This window comes from Niastella populi (genome assembly GCF_002078015.1).
Taxonomy (GTDB): Bacteria; Bacteroidota; Bacteroidia; order Chitinophagales; family Chitinophagaceae; genus Niastella; species Niastella populi.
Genome location: NZ_LWBP01000024.1, coordinates 1 through 20,450 on the forward strand (window position 1 = coordinate 1; position 20,450 = coordinate 20,450).

Here is a 20,450-nt window from a genome sequence, read left to right on the forward strand (position 1 = left end):
CGCTTTCGGCTTTCTGCTTTCGGCCTTCGCTTTTGCTTTGGATCTTCGGCTTTTTGCTTTCTGCCTTTGGCCTTAGGCTTTAAGCTGTATTCCGTATTTGCTTTTGCTTACAGCTTGAAGCTTACAGCTTACAGCTGTATTCGCTTTCGGCTTTCGGCCTTCGCTTTTGCTTTGGATCTTCGGCTTTTTGCTTTCTGCCTTTGGCCTTAGGCTTTAAGCTGTATTCCGTATTTGCTTTTGCTTACAGCTTGAAGCTTACAGCTTACAGCTGTATTCGCTTTCGGCTTTCGGCCTTCGCTTTTGCTTTGGATCTTCGGCTTTTTGCTTTCTGCCTTTGGCCTTAGGCTTTAAGCTGTATTCCGTATTTGCTTTTGCTTACAGCTTGAAGCTTACAGCTTACAGCTGTATTCGCTTTCGGCTTTCGGCCTTCGCTTTTGCTTTGGATCTTCGGCTTTTTGCTTTCTGCCTTTGGCCTTAGGCTTTAAGCTGTATTCCGTATTTGCTTTTGCTTACAGCTTGAAGCTTACAGCTTACAGCTGTATTCGCTTTCGGCTTTCGGCTTTAAGCTGTATTCCGTATTTGCTTACAGCTTATAGCTTGCAGCTTGCAGCTGTATTCCTTTTAGGCTTTTGCCTTGCCGTTTCACGATTCTCCCCTTGCCAATTGACAATTGCCCTTTATTTTTACCCGCCGATTCAAACAAAAGCTACATTTTTATAAAACATCTATTACATGAAGTATCTGCCGCTCGATCCTGTCATTTTTATCCAAAACCGTAAAAACTTTGTGGCACGAATGGATAAAAATGCTATTGCCATCTTCAACAGCAACGATGAACTGCCCACCAATGGCGATGCCCTGCACCGGTTCAAACAGAACAGCGACCTGTACTGGTTGTGTGGTATTGACCAGGAAGATACCATGGTGATCCTGTTTCCCGGTAATCCCGACCCGAAATACCGCGAAGTGCTGGTATTGGTTCGCCCCAACGAAATGAAGGAGAAATGGGACGGAAAGCGGTTGCGGGCAGAAGAGGCTAAGAAGATCTCGGGCATTTCGACCATTATTTGGCTCGATAGCCTCGATGCGGCATTACAGGGCTGGATACATATGGCTGATACCATTTACCTCAATACAAACGAGAACGACCGCAAGTCGAGCCTTGTACCGGTGCGCGATTACCGTTTTGCCGAAACCATGAAACAGCGCTATCCGCTGCACCAGTATAAACGCAGCGCCCGTATCATGAAAGACCTGCGGGCCATTAAATCGCCACAGGAAGTAGAGGTAATAAAGAAAGCAATAGATATAACCCATAAGACGTTTGAGCGTGTGCTTAAATTCATTAAGCCGGGGGTAATGGAGTATGAGATAGAGGCGGAGATCTGGCATTCGTTTTTGTCGCATCGCGCCACCGGACCGGCTTATGGCAGTATTATAGCCAGTGGCGACAACGCCCGCATACTGCATTATGTGAATAATAACCAGGAATGTAAAGATGGCGACCTGGTACTGATGGATTTCGGCGCCGAGTATGGCGGTTATTGCGCCGATCTTACCCGTACCGTACCGGTGAATGGTAAATTCAGCAAACGCCAGCGGGAAGTATATGTCGGTTGTTTGCGCCTGCACGACTATGCGAAAAGTATACTGAAACCTGGCATCAGCATTCTCGATTACACCGATAAAGTTGGGTTGGAAGCAACCAAAGTATTTGTGAAACTGGGTTTGTTGAAACCATCAGACGTAAAGAACGAGGACAAGGACAACCGGGCATACCGCAAGTATTTATATCATGGCATTTCGCACCATTTGGGAATCGATGTGCATGACCTTGGAACACGCACCGAGCCTATAAAACCCGGAATGGTATTTACGATTGAACCCGGTATTTATATAGAGGAAGAGCAAATGGGTATCCGTATCGAAAACAATGTGTGGATAACCAAAACCGGTAACAGAGACCTGATGTCGAAAATTCCCATCAGGTCGGAAGATATTGAAGCCATCATGAGAAACAGATAGCAAATTTGCAAATTTGAAAATGTGCAAATGTAAAGCGTACAATGGGAAAAGCTCTGGCAGGTAGTAACTTTTGTTAATCAAAAAAGAATTTTATGCAAAAGGAACTATTAGATCAAAATCCCATTCTTAAACTTTCTTTTGATTTTTCATTGTTGGTAATTAGTTATTGTGAGCATCTGGAACTCAGCAGAAAGTATGTGATTGCCCGTCAATTGTTGAAATCCGGAACGGCTATAGGAGCCAATGCCATGGAGGCACAAAGTGCTGAAAGCAAAGATGACTTCATTCATAAAATGAAAGTGGCGGCAAAGGAGGCTGAGGAAACTCAATATTGGTTAATGTTGTGTGATTATTCGCCAAATTATCCGGAATGTAAAACCTTAATTTTGAAACTAGAGGAAATAAATAAGATACTTGGTAAGATTCTTTCAACATCTAAAAGAAAGTAATCTTTTTAGTTTTATTCTGATTTGTATTTCATTTGCACATTTTCGCATTTACTAATTTTCTAATTAATGAAACATATTCCGAACCTGTTCACGTTGATCAATTTGTTCTTTGGTTGTATTGCGATCACCTATATACTGCAGAAGGGTATTATTATAGTGTCGAATGAGCAGGGTGACCAATTGATCGAGATCCCTGAAAAAATATGGCTGGGCTCCCTGTTCATTGCGCTGGCTGCGTTAGTTGATTTTTTAGACGGGTTTGTCGCCCGCCTGTTCGGCGCTACTTCCGCATTGGGCAAACAACTCGATTCCCTGGCCGATGTAGTGAGTTTTGGCGTAGCGCCCGGTATGATCATTTACCAGTTTTTGCGGTTGAGTTATTCGGCAGAACCCAATGGGGTAGAAGTGCCCATTATGATGCTGATGCCCGCATTCCTGGTACCCTGTGCGGCCGCATTCCGCCTTGGCAAATTCAACCTCGACGATTCACAGCAATATGGTTTCAAAGGCGTGCCTACGCCTGCAGCGGGTTTGCTTATTGCTTCATTTCCGCTTATTTACTGGTATTCTGAAACACCGGCAGCCGTAAGTTTGATGCAGAATAAATGGCTTTGGTATGCCATCATTGTGGTGCTGAGCTATTTGATGGTGAGCAATTTGCCGCTGATGGCGTTGAAATTTAAAAATTTCTCGGTAAAAAGCAATTTACCCAAGCTTATTTTGCTGATTGCGGCAATAATAGCGGCCATATTATTAAAATGGTTGGCAGTACCGGTTGTGTTTATTCTTTACATCATCTTATCTTTGGCCTTCAAAAATAAAACCACATGACCTATACAGTTCAGGTGAAGGTAATGCCGTTAAAAGAATTGCTCGATCCGCAGGGAAAAGCCGTAATGGGTGGATTGCAAAATCTGGGATTGGGAAATATTCAGGATGTACGGGTAGGAAAGAACATCACCCTGCAGGTAGAAGCCAACACCCCTGATCAGGCAAAAACTATTGCCGAAGAAGCCTCCAGAAAGTTACTCGCGAATCCGGTAATGGAGTACTTTGAAGTCGTAATTAGCTAATTAGCTAATGTGCTAATTAGCTAATGGAATACTCTGATAGTAGCAGCTTTTGATTATATAAATATTTTATGCAAAAGGAGCTGCTTGAAAAAAATGCGATTCTAAAACTTTCTTTCGATTTTTCTCTGAAAGTTATTGACTATTGTGAAAGACTGGAGAGTACCAGGAAATTTGTAATCAGTAAACAGTTGCTTCGGCGGGCACATCAATATGTGCTAACGCTATGGAGGCGCAGCATGCTGAAAGCAGGGGTGACTTTATACACAAAATGAAGATAGCTGCTAAGGAAGCAGACGAAACACAGTACTGGCTTATGTTATGTGATAACTCGCAGAGTTATCCTGATTGTAAAGGTCTTATTGTAAAACTGGAAGAAATTCAAAGAGTGTTAAATAAAATTTTGTCTTCTTTAAAAGGACGATAATTTTTTAGAAAAATTTGTCTTTCATTAGCAAATTAGCACATTATCGAATTATGCTGTACATCGTGCCAACACCTATAGGCAATTTGCAGGATATTACGCTCAGGGCCCTGGAGGTGTTGAAGCATGTTGATCTCATACTGGCTGAAGATACCCGCACATCGGGTAAACTGTTAAATCACTACCAGATCTCGAAGCCGCTCACCGCCTATCACATGCATAATGAGCACCAGGTGGTACAACATCTTACCAACCAGTTGCGCGAAGGCAAAACCATGGCCATGATCTCCGATGCCGGCACACCCGGTATCTCCGATGCCGCATTCCTGCTGGTACGTGAATGCATAAAACAGAAAATAAAAGTAGAATGCCTGCCCGGCGCAACCGCCTTTGTACCCGCTCTCGTCAATAGCGGACTACCCATGAACCGCTTCGTTTTTGAAGGTTTTCTTCCACCCAAAAAAGGCCGGCAAACCATGCTTAAACGGCTTGCCGAAGAAGACCGCACCATGATCATTTATGAATCTCCGCACCGCCTGCTGAAGACCCTGCAGGAATTTGTACAGTACTTCGGAGCCGACCGCCTTTGCAGCGTTAGCCGCGAGCTCACCAAAATGTTTGAAGAAAATGCTCATGGTACTTTACAGGAGCTGGTTGAACATTTTCAAAAAAAGGATGTTAAAGGTGAAATAGTGATCGTGCTGGCGGGAAAAGAATAATCAAGAAGTACGAAACAATATCCTAAAACAAAATATAATGTATGAAGTACAATGTCTGGTCCTTCCTGCATTATTATCCGTATCCTTAAATGATTCAGGCGTCATTTAACAGGTAGCTTACATGATTTCCACAACTTTAAGTTTTCTTTTTCAGTCCGGGGATTGAAATTTGCATCGATAACATCCATAAATACGCATTAGTATGAAAAAATTCGTTTATTACTCTCTGGCCCTTTGTTTGGCTTTCACCATATATGGTACCGCAAACGCACAGATGCGCAAACTGCCAGCTGAAGTTACCGAAGCCTTCAGAAGTAAATACCCCACCGCGTTGAACGTGGAATGGCGCGACCGCCTCACCGGGTTCACCGCTGTTTTTGACCTCGATAAAGTACATTACGAAGCTAAGTTCACCAATAAAGGATTCTGGCAAAGCACTGAGAACGAGATAGAGGAAGAAGAACTTCCCGCGGCTGTAAAAGATGGATTTCAAAAAAGTAAATACGCCGAAGAATGGACCATAGAAAAAATATATAAGTTAGCCCTGCGTGAAGACAAAACCCAGTACCGCCTTGAAATTGAAAAGAGCGATATTCAGAAAAAGAACCTGCTTTTCGATCCCACCGGCCGGTTGCTGAGCGATAAGATGACACTGTAAGCCAACAATCAATAACTTCCATATAAATAAGATCCCCGATAGATAATCTGCCGGGGATCATTGTTTTACAACCGGAATGGCCCGTACGCATTCCGTTTATACAAACAAGTTTCACTTCAGTATGCTTTGACTAATGACCGCTAATAACTTATAACCCACAACTTATAACTTACAACTATATATCATTTTTCTTTTTTCCCTACCTTCCGCACGTGAAAACTATTTTATTCTAAAACCAATGAAATGATGCGTAATAAGATCTATACGCTTGTATTGTTAAGTCTGGCAACAGTGTCGTCATGGGCGCAGCCAGACCGGTGGCAGCAACGGGTGAAGTACACGATGGATATTGCCATGAATGTTACCACCAACAGGTTTACCGGCAAACAACGGCTTGAATATACCAACAACTCCCCCGATACCCTCAAAAAGGTGTTCTATCATCTATACTGGAACGCTTTTCAGCCCAATAGCATGATGGATAACCGCAGCCGGGCGCTGGGGCAGAAAAAGATCAACAACCGGCCCGACTGGGATGGCCGCGTGCGCGACCGCATTCAGTACCTGAAAGAAGATGAGATCGGTTATCAGAAAATCGGCTCCCTTAAAATGAATGGCGTTGCCCAGAAGTACAATGTGCAGGAAACCATTCTGGAAGTACAGCTTTCACAACCCATTCTTCCCAAAACAAAAGTGGTGTTTGAAATGGATTTCGAAGCGCAGGTGCCCCTGCAGATCCGTCGCAGCGGCCGCGACAACCCTTCTACCGGTGTGCGTTATTCAATGAGCCAGTGGTACCCTAAAATGTGCGAGTACGATTATGAAGGCTGGCACCCCACACCTTACGTTGCCCGCGAGTTCTATGGCGTTTGGGGCGATTATGAAGTGAACATTACCATCGATAAGAATTATATGATCGGTGGTACCGGTTATTTGCAAAACCCCAACCAGATCGGGTTTGGTTACCAGAGCCCGGGAGTTAAAGTGGCCAAACCAACCGGCCCAACGCTTACCTGGCGTTTCGTTGCCCCCAATGTGCACGACTTTATGTGGGCGGCCGATCCTGAATATGCCCATTTAACCCGTACCATTGCCGGCGGACCGATTATTCATGTTATTTATAACAGCGATGAAGCCCACCTGCGGAAAGTGTATGGTGAGTTAACCGATGAGAAAAAGAAAAGCTACGGCAGTGCAGAGAATTATATCAGGGATTTTCATACCCAATGGAACCGCGTTGCCGATGTGGCAGTGACCGTTCTGCCCTTTATTGAAAAGAAATTCGGTGCCTATCCCTACAAACAATATACGTTTATACATGGAGGCGATGGCGGTATGGAATATCCCATGAGCACCCTTATTGTTGGCCCCAGCATAGGCACGGCCATTCATGAATGGATGCATAGCTGGTACCAGATGATGCTGGGCACCAACGAATCGGAATACGCATGGATGGATGAAGGCTTTACCAGTTACGCTTCTTCGCTTGTAAGCAATTACTATCAAACCGTTACCAGTTCAAAAGCTACGGAAAGCGAAGCAGGTACCGGTCCGCGTAAGAAAGTGCTGGTTGATTCACTGGCCGAAAGCAAATCGTATATTGGCCAGGCCAACCCGCATGAAGATGCGTATGACAATTACTTCGGTCTTGTATCGAGCAGGCTCGAAGAACCACTTACCACCCATGCCGATCATTTTGAGACCAACATTGCCTATAGCATTGCCTCTTATTCAAAAGGGCAGGTGTTTATGGAGCAGCTGGGTTATATTGTAGGTGCACAGGTACGCGATAAGATCCTGCTCGATTATTACAATCAATGGCGCTACAAACATCCCAATGTAAATGACTTTATACGGGTAGCTGAAAAGGCCAGCGATATACAGCTCGACTGGTACCGCGAATATTTTGTGAATACCACCAAAACGATAGATTATGGTATTGATAGTTTGTGGGAAGAAGGCGGTAAAACAAAGATCAGGCTGCGGCGCATTGGCAATATGCCCATGCCTGTAGATGTGCTGGTAACGTTTAAAGATGGCAGCAAACTAATGGCCTACGTGCCTATGTACCTGATGTTTGGCGCCAAACCGGTTGAAGACGCTGCCATACCCCGTAACGTATATGAGCCGTGGAAATGGACGCATCCCCAGTATACGTTCGAGATCAACCGCCGCCTTACCGATCTGAAGGTGATAGAAATAGATCCTTCTATGCGTATGGCCGATGTGGAGAGGAAGAATAATAAGCTGGATATACCATGGTAATTAGCTAATGTGATAATGAAATACAGGCACGCGATTGTTCAGAAGGCCGCGCAGAGGCATTATCAAATTATCGAATTATCACATTAAAAAGCCCCCGCACAGCGGGGGCTTTTTCTCTAATAAGGTTATAGATAAACAGAGCACAGGATGGTTAAATGGCATGAAGTATTTGATGTTACAACCTGTTGCAAAGCTAGCCTCGTATTACATTTTAAACAATACTACTTTGTGGGTAATTTTGCTGTTGCGCTTTGCTTTATTCCTTCCCTTTAGCGGCCAAAGAACTTGTTTATGGCCTCTACGCGGTTATTTACATGCAGCTTTTCGTATATATGATATACGTGTTTACGCACTGTTTCCTGGCTGATGAACAGGCTCGCTGCAATTTCTTTATACAACATGCCCTTGGCCAGTAACTCGAGAATTTCTTTTTCGCGGTTCGATAAAACACTGAGCGAATGCTCTGCCGCCTCTGCACCTGCTTTATTTTGTTGAAAGGCCTGCACTACTTTCCGGGCTATCTGGCTGCTCATGGGCGCGCCGCCTTCCTGCAGTTCTCTTATGGCTTCCAGTAGTTTATGCGGCGCTGTCTTTTTCAGAATGTATCCGCTGGCGCCTGCGGTCAACGCCTCGAAGATCTTTTCATCGTCTTCATACACGGTACACATCATGAAAAGGATATCGGGATATTCTGCTTTCAGGTGCTTCACCACATCTATCCCGCTTTCCCCTTCACCCAAATTGATATCCATCAGCACAATCTGCGGTTTCAGATCAGGGATCTTAACCATCGCTTCTTCTGCCGACGAACAACTTCCCAACAACCGGTAACCTTCCGACATAGTAACGATCTGTTCAAGTGCAGATCGAATATCTTTCGTATCATCTACGATACATACAGTAATATCCATCATGGTACAAAGTTCAGTTTTTTGCGGGAACGTAAAATACCACTTTGAGGTAGTTTTACCCACTGTAAATAAATATACTTATTGTTACGCACTGATAGTTAAAGCTGTAGCGGAAGGGCCATTTTATGCCGGTACATACAACATAAACTTCTCCCTGAAATACGCTTCCTGGAATATCTCGAAGATCTCCATAACACGCGGGCGGCAGCCGCTTTCGGAGATCTCTGCATGCAGATCACCGCCTTTTAAACAGATTAGCCCGGGCTGATTACCGGGGTTATTGGGGTTTGGCTTTTTCAACAGGGGCTTCGACCACGTCCACAGGTCTTTTAATGGTGCAACAGCCCTGGATACTACAAAGTCAAATTTCCTGTCTTTGATTTCTTCGATCCGGCCATGACGCGTGGTAACGTTTTTAAGCCCCAGCCCTTCGGCTACGGCGTCCACCACCTTTATTTTCTTGCCAATACTGTCGACCAGGTGAAATTTCACCTCGGGAAAAAAGATGGCCAGAGGTATGCCCGGAAAGCCGCCACCCGTGCCAAGGTCAACAATGTTTGAACCGGCAGGGAAATCAAAAGCGGTGGCAATCGTCAATGAGTGCAGCACATGCTTTTCGTAAAGGCTGTCGAGGTCTTTGCGCGAAATAACGTTGATCTTGCTGTTCCAGTCGGTATACAGTTCTTCCAGCAGGCTGAACTGTTGTAACTGAGCGTCGGTAAAGTCACTGAAATACTTTGTAATCAGTGCCAGGTTTTGTTGGGCTTTCTCCATAATGAAGGAGCAAAGATGAAATAATGTATGAACATCCAGATATCTAATAACCACCACCAGTAAAAAAGATCTTTTTCATTCATCCTTTTCATGGCGTTATAGTAAACTACCGCCTGCCATAAAAAGCGCAGGCCAAATACGCCGAGGGTAATACGCCAGTCGAAAAAGAACATGCATAATACAAACAGCGGGTACAGTAAAAAGTGTGATGTTGAATATAATCCCAGCAGGAACTTATGAACAGGTTTGTAGAATTTGCCGGTGCTATAGTGGCGGTTTTTTTGCCTGATCCAGTCGCTGAATTTGCGTTTCGGTTCCGACAAAGTAAATGCATCGGGATCGAGCACTACATTCACGTTGTGTTTATTGGCAACCTGGTTGATGAACAGATCGTCGTCGCCGCTGGCCACATGGTTGATGGATGAAAAACCTTTTGTGCGAAAGAACAGTTCGCGTTTATACGACAGGTTCCGGCCCACACCCATATACGGTAACCCGGCCAGTGCGTATGACATGTATTGCAGGGCCGAATGCCAGGTTTCGAAACGGATAAGTTTATTGAGGATGCCGGGCTTTTTATTGTAAGCTCCATATCCCAACACAATTTCAACACCATCGTGATAGGCGTCCTGCATTTTTTGCAGCCAGAATTCCGATGCAGGCACACAATCGGCATCGGTAAGTAATAATATTTCGTGTTTGGCTTCTTTTATACCGATAGACAAAGGATATTTTTTACCGGGAATACCCAGCGCCTCCTGCTCGAGGTTGATGGCCTGCAGGTTCTTCCATGTCTTTTTAAATTCATCGAGCAGGTAACGTGTTTCGTCCTGGCTGTTGTGATTTACAACAATAAGTTCATGCGTTGTTGGGTAGGTTTGAACCAATACGCCGGGTAAATATTTGGTAAGATTATTCGCTTCATCGCGGGCGCAAACAATAATGCTCACCGCATGTGTTTGAGATTTGTCTTTTGGCGCTTCTTTAAAGAACGCCACCCTTCTGAAAAAAGCTATATAATAAATTATCTGGATCAGCGTAACCAGACAAAAAAGAGAAAACAGGATCCAAGGCCACCAGGTAATAAAAAACGTTTGTATCTCGCCCATAAAAGCAATTAATTTAGGCACGGTTCCGTGAAGGTTTTGCACGAAAATATGATAAACTAATGAGTTTTTAATTTGAAGTTGTACCCAGACAAAAGAACAGGCCGCTCGTAATAAAAAGGGTTAGGCAATAAAGTGAAACAGTTACCAGTTCACAGTTCACAGTTCACAGTTTACAGTTCACAGTTTACAGTTCACAGTTTACAGTTCGCAATGCAGGCCAATGGCTGTTTGTCAGCCATTTCCCATAGAGCAGAGAGTTTAGCTGCGCCATCGTGATGGCAGGCCTGGTTGCCGGGGTGTTTACCGGTTTTTGTCAACTGCCAATTGCCAACTGCTCACTTCCCGGTAACTGGTGCCCGGTAACCGGTAACCATTATCTTTGCAGGCTAATTTTTTGAAACAATGGCCGCACTACAATTCACTTTACAACATACCGATGATCAGTCAAAAGCAAGGGCAGGACATATTGTCACCGATCATGGTGAAATAGCAACACCCATCTTTATGCCTGTAGGTACGGTTGGCAGTGTAAAGGCCGTGTCTCAGCAACAGTTGCGGGAAGAAGTGAATGCATCCATCATTCTGGGCAACACCTATCATTTGTACCTGCGCCCCGGCACCGAAGTGCTGCAAAAAGCCGGTGGTTTACACCGGTTTAAAGGGTGGGACAGGCCCATTCTTACCGATAGCGGCGGCTACCAGGTGTTTTCGCTGGCCGGCACCCGCAAGATCACCGAAGACGGGGTCGTGTTCCAGTCGCATATCGATGGGTCGCGCCATTTGTTCACGCCCGAATCGGTGATGGATATTCAACGCTCCATCGGGGCCGACATCATTATGGCTTTTGATGAATGCCCGCCATATCCCAGCGATTACAAATATGCCGAAAAGTCGATGCACCTTACGCATCGCTGGCTCGACCGGTGTTTTACCCGTTTTAACCAAACACCCGATAAATACGGGTATACGCAAAACCTGTTTCCCATTGTACAGGGCAGTACGTATACCGATCTGCGAAAGGCTTCCTGCGAATACATTGCTTCCAAAGACGCCACCGGAAATGCCATTGGCGGATTGAGCGTTGGCGAACCCGACAATATGCTGTACGACCTGTGCGGTCTTTGCTGCGATAACCTGCCGGCGCATAAACCGCGTTACCTCATGGGCGTGGGCACGCCCTGGAACATTCTGGAATGTATTGCGCTCGGCGTGGATATGTTCGATTGTGTAATGCCTACCCGCAATGGCCGCAATGCCATGCTGTTCACTTCACAGGGGGTTATCAATATCGATAACAAGAAATGGGAGAGCGATTTCACTCCCATCGATAACGGCATCGATGCGCATATCAGCAATCATTATAGTAAAGCCTACCTGCGGCACCTGGTGAAATCAAAAGAGATACTGGGTTTAACCATTGCCAGCGTGCATAACCTCGCGTTCTATCTATGGCTCGTACGCCAGGCCCGCGGGCATATTATGCAAGGTGATTTTATAAGTTGGAAAAATGAGATGGTGCCGAGGCTGCAAACGAGATTATAGCGTTTATGGTTTAGGGTTTGTTGTTTGTGGTTGCTGCCGCGCTTTGAGCCTGCTGACCCAATTCGAAACTGCTGCGAATTCGGGATGTTAAAATACAGGCGGCCTTCCCGAATAAAAGAACCATAAACCACAAACAACAAACCACAAACAGTTCAATTACGGTTCCGTATTCCCATTTAAGATCCAGGGAAGATTGAACTTATGGAATTCGATCGATTTATTACTGGTGCTGCTGCTGTGAACATTCTCATTGATCTCGATTAATGCGCCAACACAATAATCGGCCGTTTTCACCATACAGGAGTAACCGCCTTTGGCAACGGTAATATTTGCATAATCGCAGGTGTTCCAGTTAAAAATGGCTCTGCTTCTGGCCCAGGTTAAACCCTCGTCATAACTGATGCGCACGGTCATATTGCAGCGTTGATCGATATCATTGGGGTTCAGGAACATTATTCTGGCAGGTGCATCGGTATTGTACCGCATCATTGACCCTTCACACTTGGGATCGGTTAAGGCGTTATCCGGTGCAAATGCGCCAAAGCCGCTCTCGATTGTGCCAAATGATTTTCTTCTTTTTTTGGCGGTTGCCCATGTGCTGCTATTGGGCCGGTCATTTCTTAACAAACGGCCATCCATCAGTTCAACAATAGTGCTTTCATCGGTGGTGCCCGGTATCAACTGGTACTTCCAGGTAACGCCATGATCATCGCTGTAAATATTTCGGCCCAATGCAGAAATAATAAGCCGGCCTGGGTGGTTATAAGTTGTTCTGATGCCAATGCCGGGGCCCACAGCATCCCATTTATAAGTGGGTGGTACCAGGGTGCTGGTAAGGTCCCACGGCGACGACCAGGTAGCGCCATGATCATCGCTGTAGGAGGCATATACTTTCCGGTCGCCCCAACTGTCAAAATCACTCCATTCGTCAATAGCGCCATCGTTCCAGCACATAAACAGCCATACGCGGCCGTTGGTACCCTGGCTGGCGTCATATACCGCTGTGGGGTTTCCCCAGGTGCCGTTTCCACTGGCGGCTACTTCACCAAGTGCAGTCCACGAGGCGCCATTATCAAACGATCTTTTGAACACCACGTTGATATCGCCATAATCACCGGGGTTCCATCTTCTGCCTTCTGCGAAGGCAATGAGGGTGTTGTTTTTGGTTTTGATGATCGAAGGAATGCGAAACGAGTGGTAAATACTTTCATTGCCTCCATCAAAAAGCCGCATACTGGTGTGAATAGCGGTGGCTTCCGTTGCCGGGGTACGATCGCTTTCCGGCTCAATAGCTTCGGTGCGCTGTTGCTTTTTATGGCAACTGAAAGACAGCATCAGCAGGAGTAAAGGCCATGCCGGAAAGAACCGGTTATGGCAGGTCAATTCGTTAGATTTCATAAGCAATTAATTTAGAAGTTGTAGTTTATGTTCTACATAATAAAGTAAGAAATTTATGATGACATCCCCAAAAAGAATTTCCAGGCAATGGGATGGCGGGCTGAATATTTCTTTTAGCTGTATGATATTTAAAATAATAGAAGGGGTGGAGCGGTTGCCATAAAAAAGCCTGCGGTGGTATCCTGCAGGCTTATATGTAGAACTTAATTGTTACGTCTTCTGTTTGAAGAGCCATAAGAACTGCTGCGAATTCAGAAAGTTTGAATCTACTCAACCTTCCCGAATAAAAGAGCAATAAATCACAAACCATAAACCACAAACCAAACTGGGGCACTTACCTTTTTTGCTTAAAGAGCCAGGGTAGTAATTGAGGTTCTAAGAACGCATTGTCCCAGCTATTATGTCCCACGCCGGGGTATTCGGTATATTTTACCCTGGCGCCGGCGGCTTTCAATACATTGTACATTAAGCGGGAATTGCCTACAGGAACAGCCTGGTCTTTATCGCCGTGGAAGATCCATATCGGGAATTTCTTTGCATATACCGTTACCTTTTGCGGGTCGCCGCCGCCGCAAATGGGAAAGGCGGCTGCAAAGAAATTAGGTTTCCGCCATAACAGCTCAAACGTGCCCATACCTCCCATTGACAATCCGCCGAGATAGATCTTTTTGGTATTAACCGTTCCGCCTGCTGCCAGCGAATCGAGCAACTGGCTAACCATGCCGAGAGCGGGGCCGATGGGTTCTTCGGAAGGGAAGCTGAATTTGCCGAGCGAGTCTACTTTGTTTGGTTCCCGTTTGATGCGCGACCAGAAATCGGTGGCCGGGCATTGGGGATATATCACAAAGGCCGGGAATTGTTGCCTGCGGGCAGAATCGGCAAAAAGTTTTCCGCCATGGATGAGCTGGCGTTCGTTATCGCTTCCCCGTTCGCCCGAACCATGGAGGAACACGATCAGCGGGTATTTTTTGTTGGCCTGGTAATTTGCCGGGTGCAGCATGCGGTACCGGAGCGTATCGGCGCCTTTGATAAATTCCTTTTTTTCATACAGGTTATTGTCCTGGGCCATCAGCTTATTCATTGCAGAAATGAGGATGAGTAAGGTGAGAATTTTTTGCATCGTTATTTCATAGTTTTTAGGTCTGAGTTGTTCAGTTATTCAGTTGTTCAGTTATTCAGTTGTTCAGTTATTCAGTTGTTCAGTTTGGGAGAACCGTTCTTTCGGCCAGGAGTTCCACGGGCGCTGAAGCCTGCTGCCGTTTTCCAGCTTTCGGCTGTATTTACAATCAGCGTGCAGCCTGCATTTGCCTTTGGCTGCATTTGCTTACAGCTTATGGCTTACCGCTTACAGCTGTATTTGGCTTCAGGCTTTCTGCTTTTGCCTTTAGACGTACCGCATGAAGCGTGCCGTTTGTTGCCGGTAAGCCGGTAATGCCAGCAGGCCGCCGCATTCACCATTGACCATTGACCATTCACCATTCGAAAGGTACAGGATTAGCATTAAATTGAGGTTACCATTTACCTATTGCCTGTAGCTCCCGCTTTCGCTACGGACGGGCAAGGATTGCCAATTGGTTCTTAAAGTTTAATTAGAGTTCATTAAAGTCTACCAAACTGCCCATTTTTCGACTACATTTGCCCCGCCGTACATGTGCGTTTTATTGAATGATAAAAAAAATCGACTGGTACATATTAAAAAAGTTCATTTCTACGACTGTGTTCATGGTACTGATCTTTTCGGTAATTGCCGTGGCGATCGATACCAGTGAGAAAGCTGATGACTTTGTAAAATCGGGTTTGCCAACATCCAAGATCATAACCCTGTATTATTTCGGATTCGTCCCCTTCATCATATCCATGATCTTTCCGCTGATGGTATTCATCGCGACCATTTTTTTTACCTCCAAAATGGCAGGCAAAAGTGAGTTGGTGGCCATTCTGGCCGGTGGGGTCAGGTTCAACCGGATGCTGCGCCCCTACTTTTTAGGGGCCTTGTTCCTTGGCGGCATTTTCTGGGTGGCAACCCAGTTCTGGATTCCTAAGGCCATGTTGTTGCGCGCCAATTTTCAGTCAACCTATATCGACAGTAAAAGCTCTTACGAACAGGGAATAGCGGCACAGCGTACCCGCAGCTATTATTTCAGGGTAAACGCCAATACGTTTGCCGGTATGCGCAATTACGATACCAGCAGCAAATCGGCCAACGATTTTTACCTCGACAGGCTCAATGGTACCAAACTGGTTTATAACCTCCGCGCCGATTACCTGCGTTGGGATACAGCCAAAAAGATCTGGAAACTGCAGAACGTTACCGAACGGAAGATCGATGGGGCAAAAGAGATAACGAAGGTCACTTCTGAAATGACCATGAACCTTAACCTGAAGCCAAACGAGATCAAGTTCGATAAATACCTGAAAGATAAAATGACCACGCCCCAACTGGTGCAGTATATCAGAAGCGAGGAGTCGAGAGGGGCGGAAGGATTGAACGATTATAAAGTAGAACGGTACCGGCGCGACGCTAATCCCATATCAGTGTTCATTCTTACCTTTATTGGCGCGGTTATAGCATCGCGTAAAACAAGAGGCGGGAGCGGATTGCACCTGGCAGTGGGTATTATTGCGGCCGCATTTTTTGTTGTAATGGATAAGTTCTCACTTACCTTTTCAACAAAAGGAAATTTTCCGCCGCTGCTGGCAGCCTGGACGCCTAATATTCTGTTTTCTATATTCGCTATTTGGGTGTATCGTATTGCACCAAAATAAACATATGCATTAAGGAAATATTAATATATGCGAACGATTGTTGTTTTATTTCAATAGTTTCCGTTGCTGAATTAATTTTGCCGTTTTGTGAGGGTTTGTTATAACTTTAGCCAAGTTTTTCGCCTCATTATTACATATTTACAAATAATCATACTGCATCATGGGAATTCTTAAAGATAGGTTTAAGGTAAAGGCAGAAGCCTCTGCAGCCGAGTTAAAAGAACTGTTAAAGCAACATGGTAACAAAAAGATCGGGGAAGTACATTTGTCTCAGATTTACCAGGGTATGCGCGGCATAACCGGCCTGGTGTCAGAAACATCATTGCTCGATGCGAAAGAAGGTATCCGTTTCCGCGGATATTCCATTCCCGAACTGCAGGCAAAGTTGCCAAAAGTACCCGGTGGCACCGAACCATTACCTGAAGGACTTTTTTACCTGATGCTTATAGGCGAGCTGCCCGATGAAGAAGCGGTTTCCTATATCACTGCAAGCTGGCAGCGCCGCTCACATGTTCCCAATCACGTATTTGCAGCCATCGACGCTTTGCCAATTACAGCGCACCCCATGACGATGTTTGTAACCGGCATCATGGCCCTGCAAACCGAAAGTAATTTCGCCCGCCGCTATGCAGATGGAATGAGCAAAAAAGACTACTGGGATGCCGTGTTCGACGATTCAATGGACCTCATTGCCCGTTTGCCCCGTGTAGCAGCTTACATTTACCGTCGTAAATATCACAACAATCAACATATTCAGCCCAATGGTTTGCTCGACTGGGCCGGTAACCTGGCACACATGCTCGGTTACGAAGATGACAGCTTCAAAGCGCTCATGCGTTTGTACATGACCATCCATGCCGACCACGAAGGCGGTAACGTATCGGCGCATACGACGCACCTGGTAGGTTCTGCACTCAGCGATCCTTACCTGAGCCTGGCAGCAGGGATGAATGGTTTGGCCGGTCCCTTACACGGTTTGGCTAACCAGGAAGTGGTGAAATGGATCATGGAAATGCAGAAAGAACTGAAATCCGAAGTGCCTACCAAAGCACAGATAGAAGGTTACGTACGCAAAACCCTTGGCGAAGGAAAAGTAGTTCCCGGTTACGGACATGCAGTGTTGCGTAAAACCGATCCCCGTTTCACCGCACAGATGGATTTTGCCAAACGTCATTTTGCCAACGATCCGCTGGTACAGATCGTTTGGGATGTTTACGAGGTGGTTCCGCCAATTTTAGAATCGCTGGGCAAGGTGAAGAACCCATGGCCTAACGTAGATGCGCACAGCGGTGCACTGCTGGTTCACTACGGAATGAAGGAGTATGAATTCTATACCGTATTGTTCGGCGTTAGCCGTTCGCTGGGTGTACTGGCCAGCCTTATCTGGGACAGAGCGCTGGGTTTTGCCATCGAGCGTCCGAAGTCAGTGACTACCGACCTCGTAAAAGCATGGCTCGAGGGCAAAGACGAGATCTGGGGCGATTAATGGTATCACCAACAACTATTCAAAGCTTTTTATACGAACCCTGCCGCAAGGCGGGGTTTTTTATTGCGCCAGGGACGGTGCCCTTCCAAAGGCGTCCACCCCGGTTGTTAAAGTGAGCCGCTTCCGGAGATTCTCCGGGAGATCGACCCACCTCTGCGTCAGCGGTGTTTACTCCGGTTTGTACGGCGAGCGGCCCGGTGAAAGCGCCCCCATCGGAAGCCCTGTCAATCACCTCTCTTCCACCTCTCATCCTGGGGTCATCCTGGGGTTATCCTGGGGTTATCCTGGGGTTTTCTTAGGGTTTGAACCCTATGATGACCCGAAGAATGCCCTAAGAAAACCCCGGGATCAAAGGTTGTATGTAGAATAATCATTATATTTATGGTATAAAACGATTGTATGGCCATAAATAAAAGTATCTTCTTCAAGTTGTCGGGACAACTGAACAAAGAAGTGGTTTTCAAGCAGTATGGTGATAAAACCGTAGTGAGCAAATATCCCGATATGAGCAGGCGGGTGCTTACCCCAAAACAATTACGAACGCAGGAAATAATGGAGCGCGCAAATTATAAAGCCAAATTCATAATGGCTGATGAAGAATTGAGCCGGGCCGCCCAGGTTCGATTGAATGTTACCCGTAACAAATTATATACTGCCCTGGTGAAAGAATATTTCAGCATGGCCAAACAAAATGAGGCTGAAGAAGAGATGTGATGTTTCAAAATAAACCGCGCTTTCAATACATCGACAAACACGTTGGTGCATCGCCTTTTACCGCGCCCTCACTGTTTTTACCAACTGCTTATATTGCTCAGGCAGTTTTTCCTTTCTCTCAAAAATAGTATCGATGCGCGGTTTTGAGATATCGAGCAGCGTGTAGTAATCAGCGGTTTCAACAGTAGTGTCTTTCGGGTTATCGGCACTGTTATCGTGGCCCTGGTGCTCCCATATGAGGGTTTGCAAACGCTTGCTGCTATCCCTGAAGATCCATGAGTTCAGTTCTGCGAAATCGCCTGCATCGCCCCAGCTTTCTCCCAGCTCGATATAATTGGTAAAAGTGTCTTTTTTAATATCGAAAAAGAACAGTTTTATGGAAGAGGGCACATATTCGGAAGGCGTTCGGGCAATAAGCCCCAGCCGGTTGCTGTCGATAACGAATTTATAAATGCCGAATAATTGCGGCGGCTGGTTGAAATGCCGTTGCCGCATATCTTCAGGGAACAACATGGCGCCGGCGCTATCTATCTCTTTTCCATTGAACGGACTATCGCCGTCCTTTGGCGACGCCACATCGAGCGTATCGATACCGATGTTATAGAAATAAGCAAACAACCTGTTGTATTTGCTATCTTTTGTACCAGGTTTCGAGTTGATAGCTTCCCGCTGGCCGCAACCGAAAGCAGCGCACAGGCATGTAAGGTAGAGCAGTTTTTTCATGATGATAACCGGGGCTTACATTATAATTAAGGTTACTAACAGGCCAAGTAGCATTATGACACACAAAGCCAGCGACAGCCACTTCAGGATCTTATTGGTACGGCTCGAACCATTTATGATGGTTCTGTAAACAACCACTACGGCCAGGATCAACGACAATGCCGTAATGGGCGCGAAAACAAATAAATTGAATTCAAAAGGCTGAAGCTCCAGGTTGAACGAATCTTTAAATACCCACTCGTAAACGAATTTCAGGTTAATGACGAATGCAACCAGCAAAAGCGCCATGCCGGTAAGCGCCAGGTCCCATACCTGTTTTTTGATCGTTACTTTGGATGTTGTCATAGGTAATTGGATAAATTGGTTTTAACAGCCGCCGGTGCCTTTTACTTTAAACGTTGCATCTGTTTTGTTGCCGGTAAGTTGTAACGTGCCCTTATAGGCAGCACCCTCGTCATATTGTTTAACCATTTTCAGTTTCAGAGTTACTTTATAACCGCTGCCACGAAAAATATGTACGAAGTCCTTCCCGGTTATTGCCGTTAGCCCGGCGGTATCTCTTGTAAGGCGAATTTCCTTTCCTTTTATTTTAATGATGGTATTGTCGCCGTAATCGGTAGCAAAAATATATTTGTCTTTTGATTTGCAGGTATCGTAGGTGAGCAATTCGGCGCAGCCATCGATAAAGGCCGGCATGCGAAAAAGGTCTAGTTTAACATTGCTCTTTTTGGCCTGTTCATTTTTTTTGCCGGTCTTCTTAACCGAACCGGCTTTCTTTTTGGGGGCATCATCATTGGTGCAACAGGTTAACACCAGCAAAGCCAACAGGGCGGCTATTATTTTTTTCATACAGTGGGTTATGATTATGCTTCCTGCCTTAAATTGTTTTATTTTGAACAATATACTGCACAATATAATACAAGCCTACCGCTCAACGTCAAGTATCTTCCCTTCTTTCTGCATAACGCGAAGCGTTTGTCTGGTAAACGCGATCTCTTCTTTTGCAAATGGTTTTTCTTTTAACTGGGAAAGCCCCTTCTTTTTATCCGTTTCAAATTCGTTAATATTAACAAACACCGAATCGCCCTGTATGCGCGAAACTCTCAGCAGCGTATACTGGCTGTTCTCCGTTGCCATTTCGTAAATGTCGCCGGGCTGCGGAAGTAAAAGAAGTTGAGCGATCCTGCGGTCGTTGTTTGTGACAATTTTGCGCCATACCAAAAATGAGGCGGCTACCAACAGCGGGCTTAAGAACCATAGTTTGCGATCGATGCGAAAGGACATAGAATGTTTTTTAAAGGATATTGCAGGTTGATAAAACGCTTTATCAATGAATTTACTATAGCCAAAATAGAAAATTATTTAAACATATATAGTAAATGTTTTGAATGTTTTCTGCGGGCTGCGGTTCAGGAAT

The 20,450-nt window shown here is 45.5% G+C and carries 22 protein-coding genes; 13 read left to right on the top strand and 9 right to left on the bottom strand.

Translation table 11 applies throughout. From position 1 onward, the window contains the following. The 9 genes from A4R26_RS35340 to A4R26_RS04990 form a co-directional block, all read left to right on the top strand. Nucleotides 1-210, top strand: a 210-nt coding sequence (locus A4R26_RS35340; RefSeq protein ID WP_207625680.1) for a hypothetical protein, incomplete at its 5' end; no start/stop codon positions are given. Between the two features lie 522 nt (nt 211-732). Next, nucleotides 733-2,025, top strand: coding sequence for an aminopeptidase P family protein (locus A4R26_RS04955; protein ID WP_081161506.1), 1,293 nt, complete (start codon nt 733-735; stop codon nt 2,023-2,025). A 92-nt stretch (nt 2,026-2,117) separates the two neighbouring features. Beyond that, complete coding sequence (locus A4R26_RS04960; RefSeq protein WP_081161510.1) at nt 2,118-2,474, top strand: four helix bundle protein; 357 nt, start codon at nt 2,118-2,120, stop codon at nt 2,472-2,474. A 66-nt stretch (nt 2,475-2,540) separates the two neighbouring features. Next, nucleotides 2,541-3,305: a CDP-alcohol phosphatidyltransferase family protein gene (locus A4R26_RS04965; protein WP_081161513.1), complete on the top strand. Its 765-nt coding sequence runs from the start codon at nt 2,541-2,543 to the stop codon at nt 3,303-3,305. Next, the gene (gene purS, locus A4R26_RS04970) at nt 3,302-3,547 is read left to right on the top strand and encodes a phosphoribosylformylglycinamidine synthase subunit PurS (RefSeq protein WP_081161516.1); all 246 of its coding nucleotides are present in this window, start codon (nt 3,302-3,304) and stop codon (nt 3,545-3,547) included. Before A4R26_RS04965 ends, purS begins: the two co-directional genes overlap by 4 nt. Before the next feature lie 223 nt (nt 3,548-3,770). Further along, on the top strand, nt 3,771-3,971 hold the full coding sequence (locus A4R26_RS35575; protein ID WP_242674826.1) for a four helix bundle protein: 201 nt from the start codon (nt 3,771-3,773) through the stop codon (nt 3,969-3,971). 50 nt (nt 3,972-4,021) lie between these two features. Next, on the top strand, nt 4,022-4,687 hold the full coding sequence (rsmI, locus tag A4R26_RS04980; protein WP_081161519.1) for a 16S rRNA (cytidine(1402)-2'-O)-methyltransferase: 666 nt from the start codon (nt 4,022-4,024) through the stop codon (nt 4,685-4,687). 202 nt (nt 4,688-4,889) lie between these two features. After that, nucleotides 4,890-5,345 (top strand): PepSY-like domain-containing protein, encoded by a 456-nt coding sequence (locus A4R26_RS04985; RefSeq protein WP_081161522.1) that lies wholly within the window; start codon nt 4,890-4,892, stop codon nt 5,343-5,345. Nucleotides 5,346-5,588: 243 nt separating this feature from the next. Then, a complete protein-coding gene (locus A4R26_RS04990; protein ID WP_081161525.1) occupies nt 5,589-7,610 on the top strand; it encodes a M1 family metallopeptidase in 2,022 nt (673 codons plus the stop codon). 269 nt (nt 7,611-7,879) lie between these two features. On the opposite strand, the gene A4R26_RS04995 is transcribed toward A4R26_RS04990, so the two are convergent. From A4R26_RS04995 to A4R26_RS05005, 3 genes are all read right to left on the bottom strand, one after another. Then, the gene (locus A4R26_RS04995) at nt 7,880-8,524 is read right to left on the bottom strand and encodes a response regulator (protein ID WP_081161528.1); all 645 of its coding nucleotides are present in this window, start codon (nt 8,522-8,524) and stop codon (nt 7,880-7,882) included. A 120-nt stretch (nt 8,525-8,644) separates the two neighbouring features. Then, nucleotides 8,645-9,295, bottom strand: a complete 651-nt coding sequence (rsmG, locus tag A4R26_RS05000) for a 16S rRNA (guanine(527)-N(7))-methyltransferase RsmG (RefSeq protein WP_081161530.1) — start codon at nt 9,293-9,295, stop codon at nt 8,645-8,647. Beyond that, entirely contained in the window at nt 9,265-10,404 is a 1,140-nt protein-coding gene (locus A4R26_RS05005; protein WP_081161533.1) for a glycosyltransferase, read from the bottom strand. The genes rsmG and A4R26_RS05005 overlap by 31 nt, the downstream gene beginning before the upstream one ends. 402 nt (nt 10,405-10,806) lie before the next feature. On the opposite strand from A4R26_RS05005, the gene tgt reads away from it, so the two are divergent. Beyond that, entirely contained in the window at nt 10,807-11,946 is a 1,140-nt protein-coding gene (tgt, locus tag A4R26_RS05010; RefSeq protein WP_081161536.1) for a tRNA guanosine(34) transglycosylase Tgt, read from the top strand. 156 nt (nt 11,947-12,102) lie between these two features. On the opposite strand, the gene A4R26_RS05015 is transcribed toward tgt, so the two are convergent. Both A4R26_RS05015 and A4R26_RS05020 read right to left on the bottom strand, forming a co-directional pair. After that, nucleotides 12,103-13,344: a sialidase family protein gene (locus A4R26_RS05015; protein WP_081161538.1), complete on the bottom strand. Its 1,242-nt coding sequence runs from the start codon at nt 13,342-13,344 to the stop codon at nt 12,103-12,105. 334 nt (nt 13,345-13,678) lie between these two features. Continuing rightward, nucleotides 13,679-14,464, bottom strand: a complete 786-nt coding sequence (locus A4R26_RS05020; protein WP_081161541.1) for a carboxylesterase family protein — start codon at nt 14,462-14,464, stop codon at nt 13,679-13,681. A gap of 545 nt (nt 14,465-15,009) precedes the next feature. Here A4R26_RS05020 and A4R26_RS05025 point away from each other — a divergent pair. The 3 genes from A4R26_RS05025 to A4R26_RS05040 all read left to right on the top strand — a co-directional run bounded on the left by A4R26_RS05025 (nt 15,010) and on the right by A4R26_RS05040 (nt 18,310). Then, on the top strand, nt 15,010-16,110 hold the full coding sequence (locus A4R26_RS05025; protein ID WP_081161544.1) for an LptF/LptG family permease: 1,101 nt from the start codon (nt 15,010-15,012) through the stop codon (nt 16,108-16,110). A gap of 160 nt (nt 16,111-16,270) precedes the next feature. Beyond that, nucleotides 16,271-17,596, top strand: a complete 1,326-nt coding sequence (locus A4R26_RS05030; protein ID WP_081161547.1) for a citrate (Si)-synthase, eukaryotic — start codon at nt 16,271-16,273, stop codon at nt 17,594-17,596. A gap of 399 nt (nt 17,597-17,995) precedes the next feature. Beyond that, entirely contained in the window at nt 17,996-18,310 is a 315-nt protein-coding gene (locus A4R26_RS05040) for a hypothetical protein (protein ID WP_081161554.1), read from the top strand. 57 nt (nt 18,311-18,367) lie between these two features. Here A4R26_RS05040 and A4R26_RS05045 read toward each other — a convergent pair whose 3' ends face one another. The 4 genes from A4R26_RS05045 to A4R26_RS05060 all read right to left on the bottom strand — a co-directional run bounded on the left by A4R26_RS05045 (nt 18,368) and on the right by A4R26_RS05060 (nt 20,317). Next, on the bottom strand, nt 18,368-19,033 hold the full coding sequence (locus A4R26_RS05045) for a hypothetical protein (protein WP_081161557.1): 666 nt from the start codon (nt 19,031-19,033) through the stop codon (nt 18,368-18,370). Between the two features lie 15 nt (nt 19,034-19,048). After that, nucleotides 19,049-19,378, bottom strand: coding sequence for a hypothetical protein (locus tag A4R26_RS05050; protein ID WP_081161560.1), 330 nt, complete (start codon nt 19,376-19,378; stop codon nt 19,049-19,051). Between the two features lie 21 nt (nt 19,379-19,399). Further along, on the bottom strand, nt 19,400-19,882 hold the full coding sequence (locus tag A4R26_RS05055; protein WP_081161564.1) for a hypothetical protein: 483 nt from the start codon (nt 19,880-19,882) through the stop codon (nt 19,400-19,402). A gap of 75 nt (nt 19,883-19,957) precedes the next feature. Further along, nucleotides 19,958-20,317, bottom strand: a complete 360-nt coding sequence (locus A4R26_RS05060; protein ID WP_081161567.1) for a hypothetical protein — start codon at nt 20,315-20,317, stop codon at nt 19,958-19,960. Nucleotides 20,318-20,450 lie beyond the last annotated feature (133 nt).

What these genes read in the sequence shown, in the direction of transcription:
- A4R26_RS04955 (WP_081161506.1), top strand. Translation starts at nt 733, where the DNA reads ATGAAGTATCTGCCGCTCGATCCTGTCATTTTTATCCAAAACCGTAAA.
- A4R26_RS04960 (WP_081161510.1), top strand. Translation starts at nt 2,118, where the DNA reads ATGCAAAAGGAACTATTAGATCAAAATCCCATTCTTAAACTTTCTTTT.
- A4R26_RS04965 (WP_081161513.1), top strand. Translation starts at nt 2,541, where the DNA reads ATGAAACATATTCCGAACCTGTTCACGTTGATCAATTTGTTCTTTGGT.
- purS (WP_081161516.1), top strand. Translation starts at nt 3,302, where the DNA reads ATGACCTATACAGTTCAGGTGAAGGTAATGCCGTTAAAAGAATTGCTC.
- A4R26_RS35575 (WP_242674826.1), top strand. Translation starts at nt 3,771, where the DNA reads ATGGAGGCGCAGCATGCTGAAAGCAGGGGTGACTTTATACACAAAATG.
- rsmI (WP_081161519.1), top strand. Translation starts at nt 4,022, where the DNA reads ATGCTGTACATCGTGCCAACACCTATAGGCAATTTGCAGGATATTACG.
- A4R26_RS04985 (WP_081161522.1), top strand. Translation starts at nt 4,890, where the DNA reads ATGAAAAAATTCGTTTATTACTCTCTGGCCCTTTGTTTGGCTTTCACC.
- A4R26_RS04990 (WP_081161525.1), top strand. Translation starts at nt 5,589, where the DNA reads ATGATGCGTAATAAGATCTATACGCTTGTATTGTTAAGTCTGGCAACA.
- A4R26_RS04995 (WP_081161528.1), bottom strand. Translation starts at nt 8,524, where the DNA reads ATGATGGATATTACTGTATGTATCGTAGATGATACGAAAGATATTCGA.
- rsmG (WP_081161530.1), bottom strand. Translation starts at nt 9,295, where the DNA reads ATGGAGAAAGCCCAACAAAACCTGGCACTGATTACAAAGTATTTCAGT.
- A4R26_RS05005 (WP_081161533.1), bottom strand. Translation starts at nt 10,404, where the DNA reads ATGGGCGAGATACAAACGTTTTTTATTACCTGGTGGCCTTGGATCCTG.
- tgt (WP_081161536.1), top strand. Translation starts at nt 10,807, where the DNA reads ATGGCCGCACTACAATTCACTTTACAACATACCGATGATCAGTCAAAA.
- A4R26_RS05015 (WP_081161538.1), bottom strand. Translation starts at nt 13,344, where the DNA reads ATGAAATCTAACGAATTGACCTGCCATAACCGGTTCTTTCCGGCATGG.
- A4R26_RS05020 (WP_081161541.1), bottom strand. Translation starts at nt 14,464, where the DNA reads ATGCAAAAAATTCTCACCTTACTCATCCTCATTTCTGCAATGAATAAG.
- A4R26_RS05025 (WP_081161544.1), top strand. Translation starts at nt 15,010, where the DNA reads ATGATAAAAAAAATCGACTGGTACATATTAAAAAAGTTCATTTCTACG.
- A4R26_RS05030 (WP_081161547.1), top strand. Translation starts at nt 16,271, where the DNA reads ATGGGAATTCTTAAAGATAGGTTTAAGGTAAAGGCAGAAGCCTCTGCA.
- A4R26_RS05040 (WP_081161554.1), top strand. Translation starts at nt 17,996, where the DNA reads ATGGCCATAAATAAAAGTATCTTCTTCAAGTTGTCGGGACAACTGAAC.
- A4R26_RS05045 (WP_081161557.1), bottom strand. Translation starts at nt 19,033, where the DNA reads ATGAAAAAACTGCTCTACCTTACATGCCTGTGCGCTGCTTTCGGTTGC.
- A4R26_RS05050 (WP_081161560.1), bottom strand. Translation starts at nt 19,378, where the DNA reads ATGACAACATCCAAAGTAACGATCAAAAAACAGGTATGGGACCTGGCG.
- A4R26_RS05055 (WP_081161564.1), bottom strand. Translation starts at nt 19,882, where the DNA reads ATGAAAAAAATAATAGCCGCCCTGTTGGCTTTGCTGGTGTTAACCTGT.
- A4R26_RS05060 (WP_081161567.1), bottom strand. Translation starts at nt 20,317, where the DNA reads ATGTCCTTTCGCATCGATCGCAAACTATGGTTCTTAAGCCCGCTGTTG.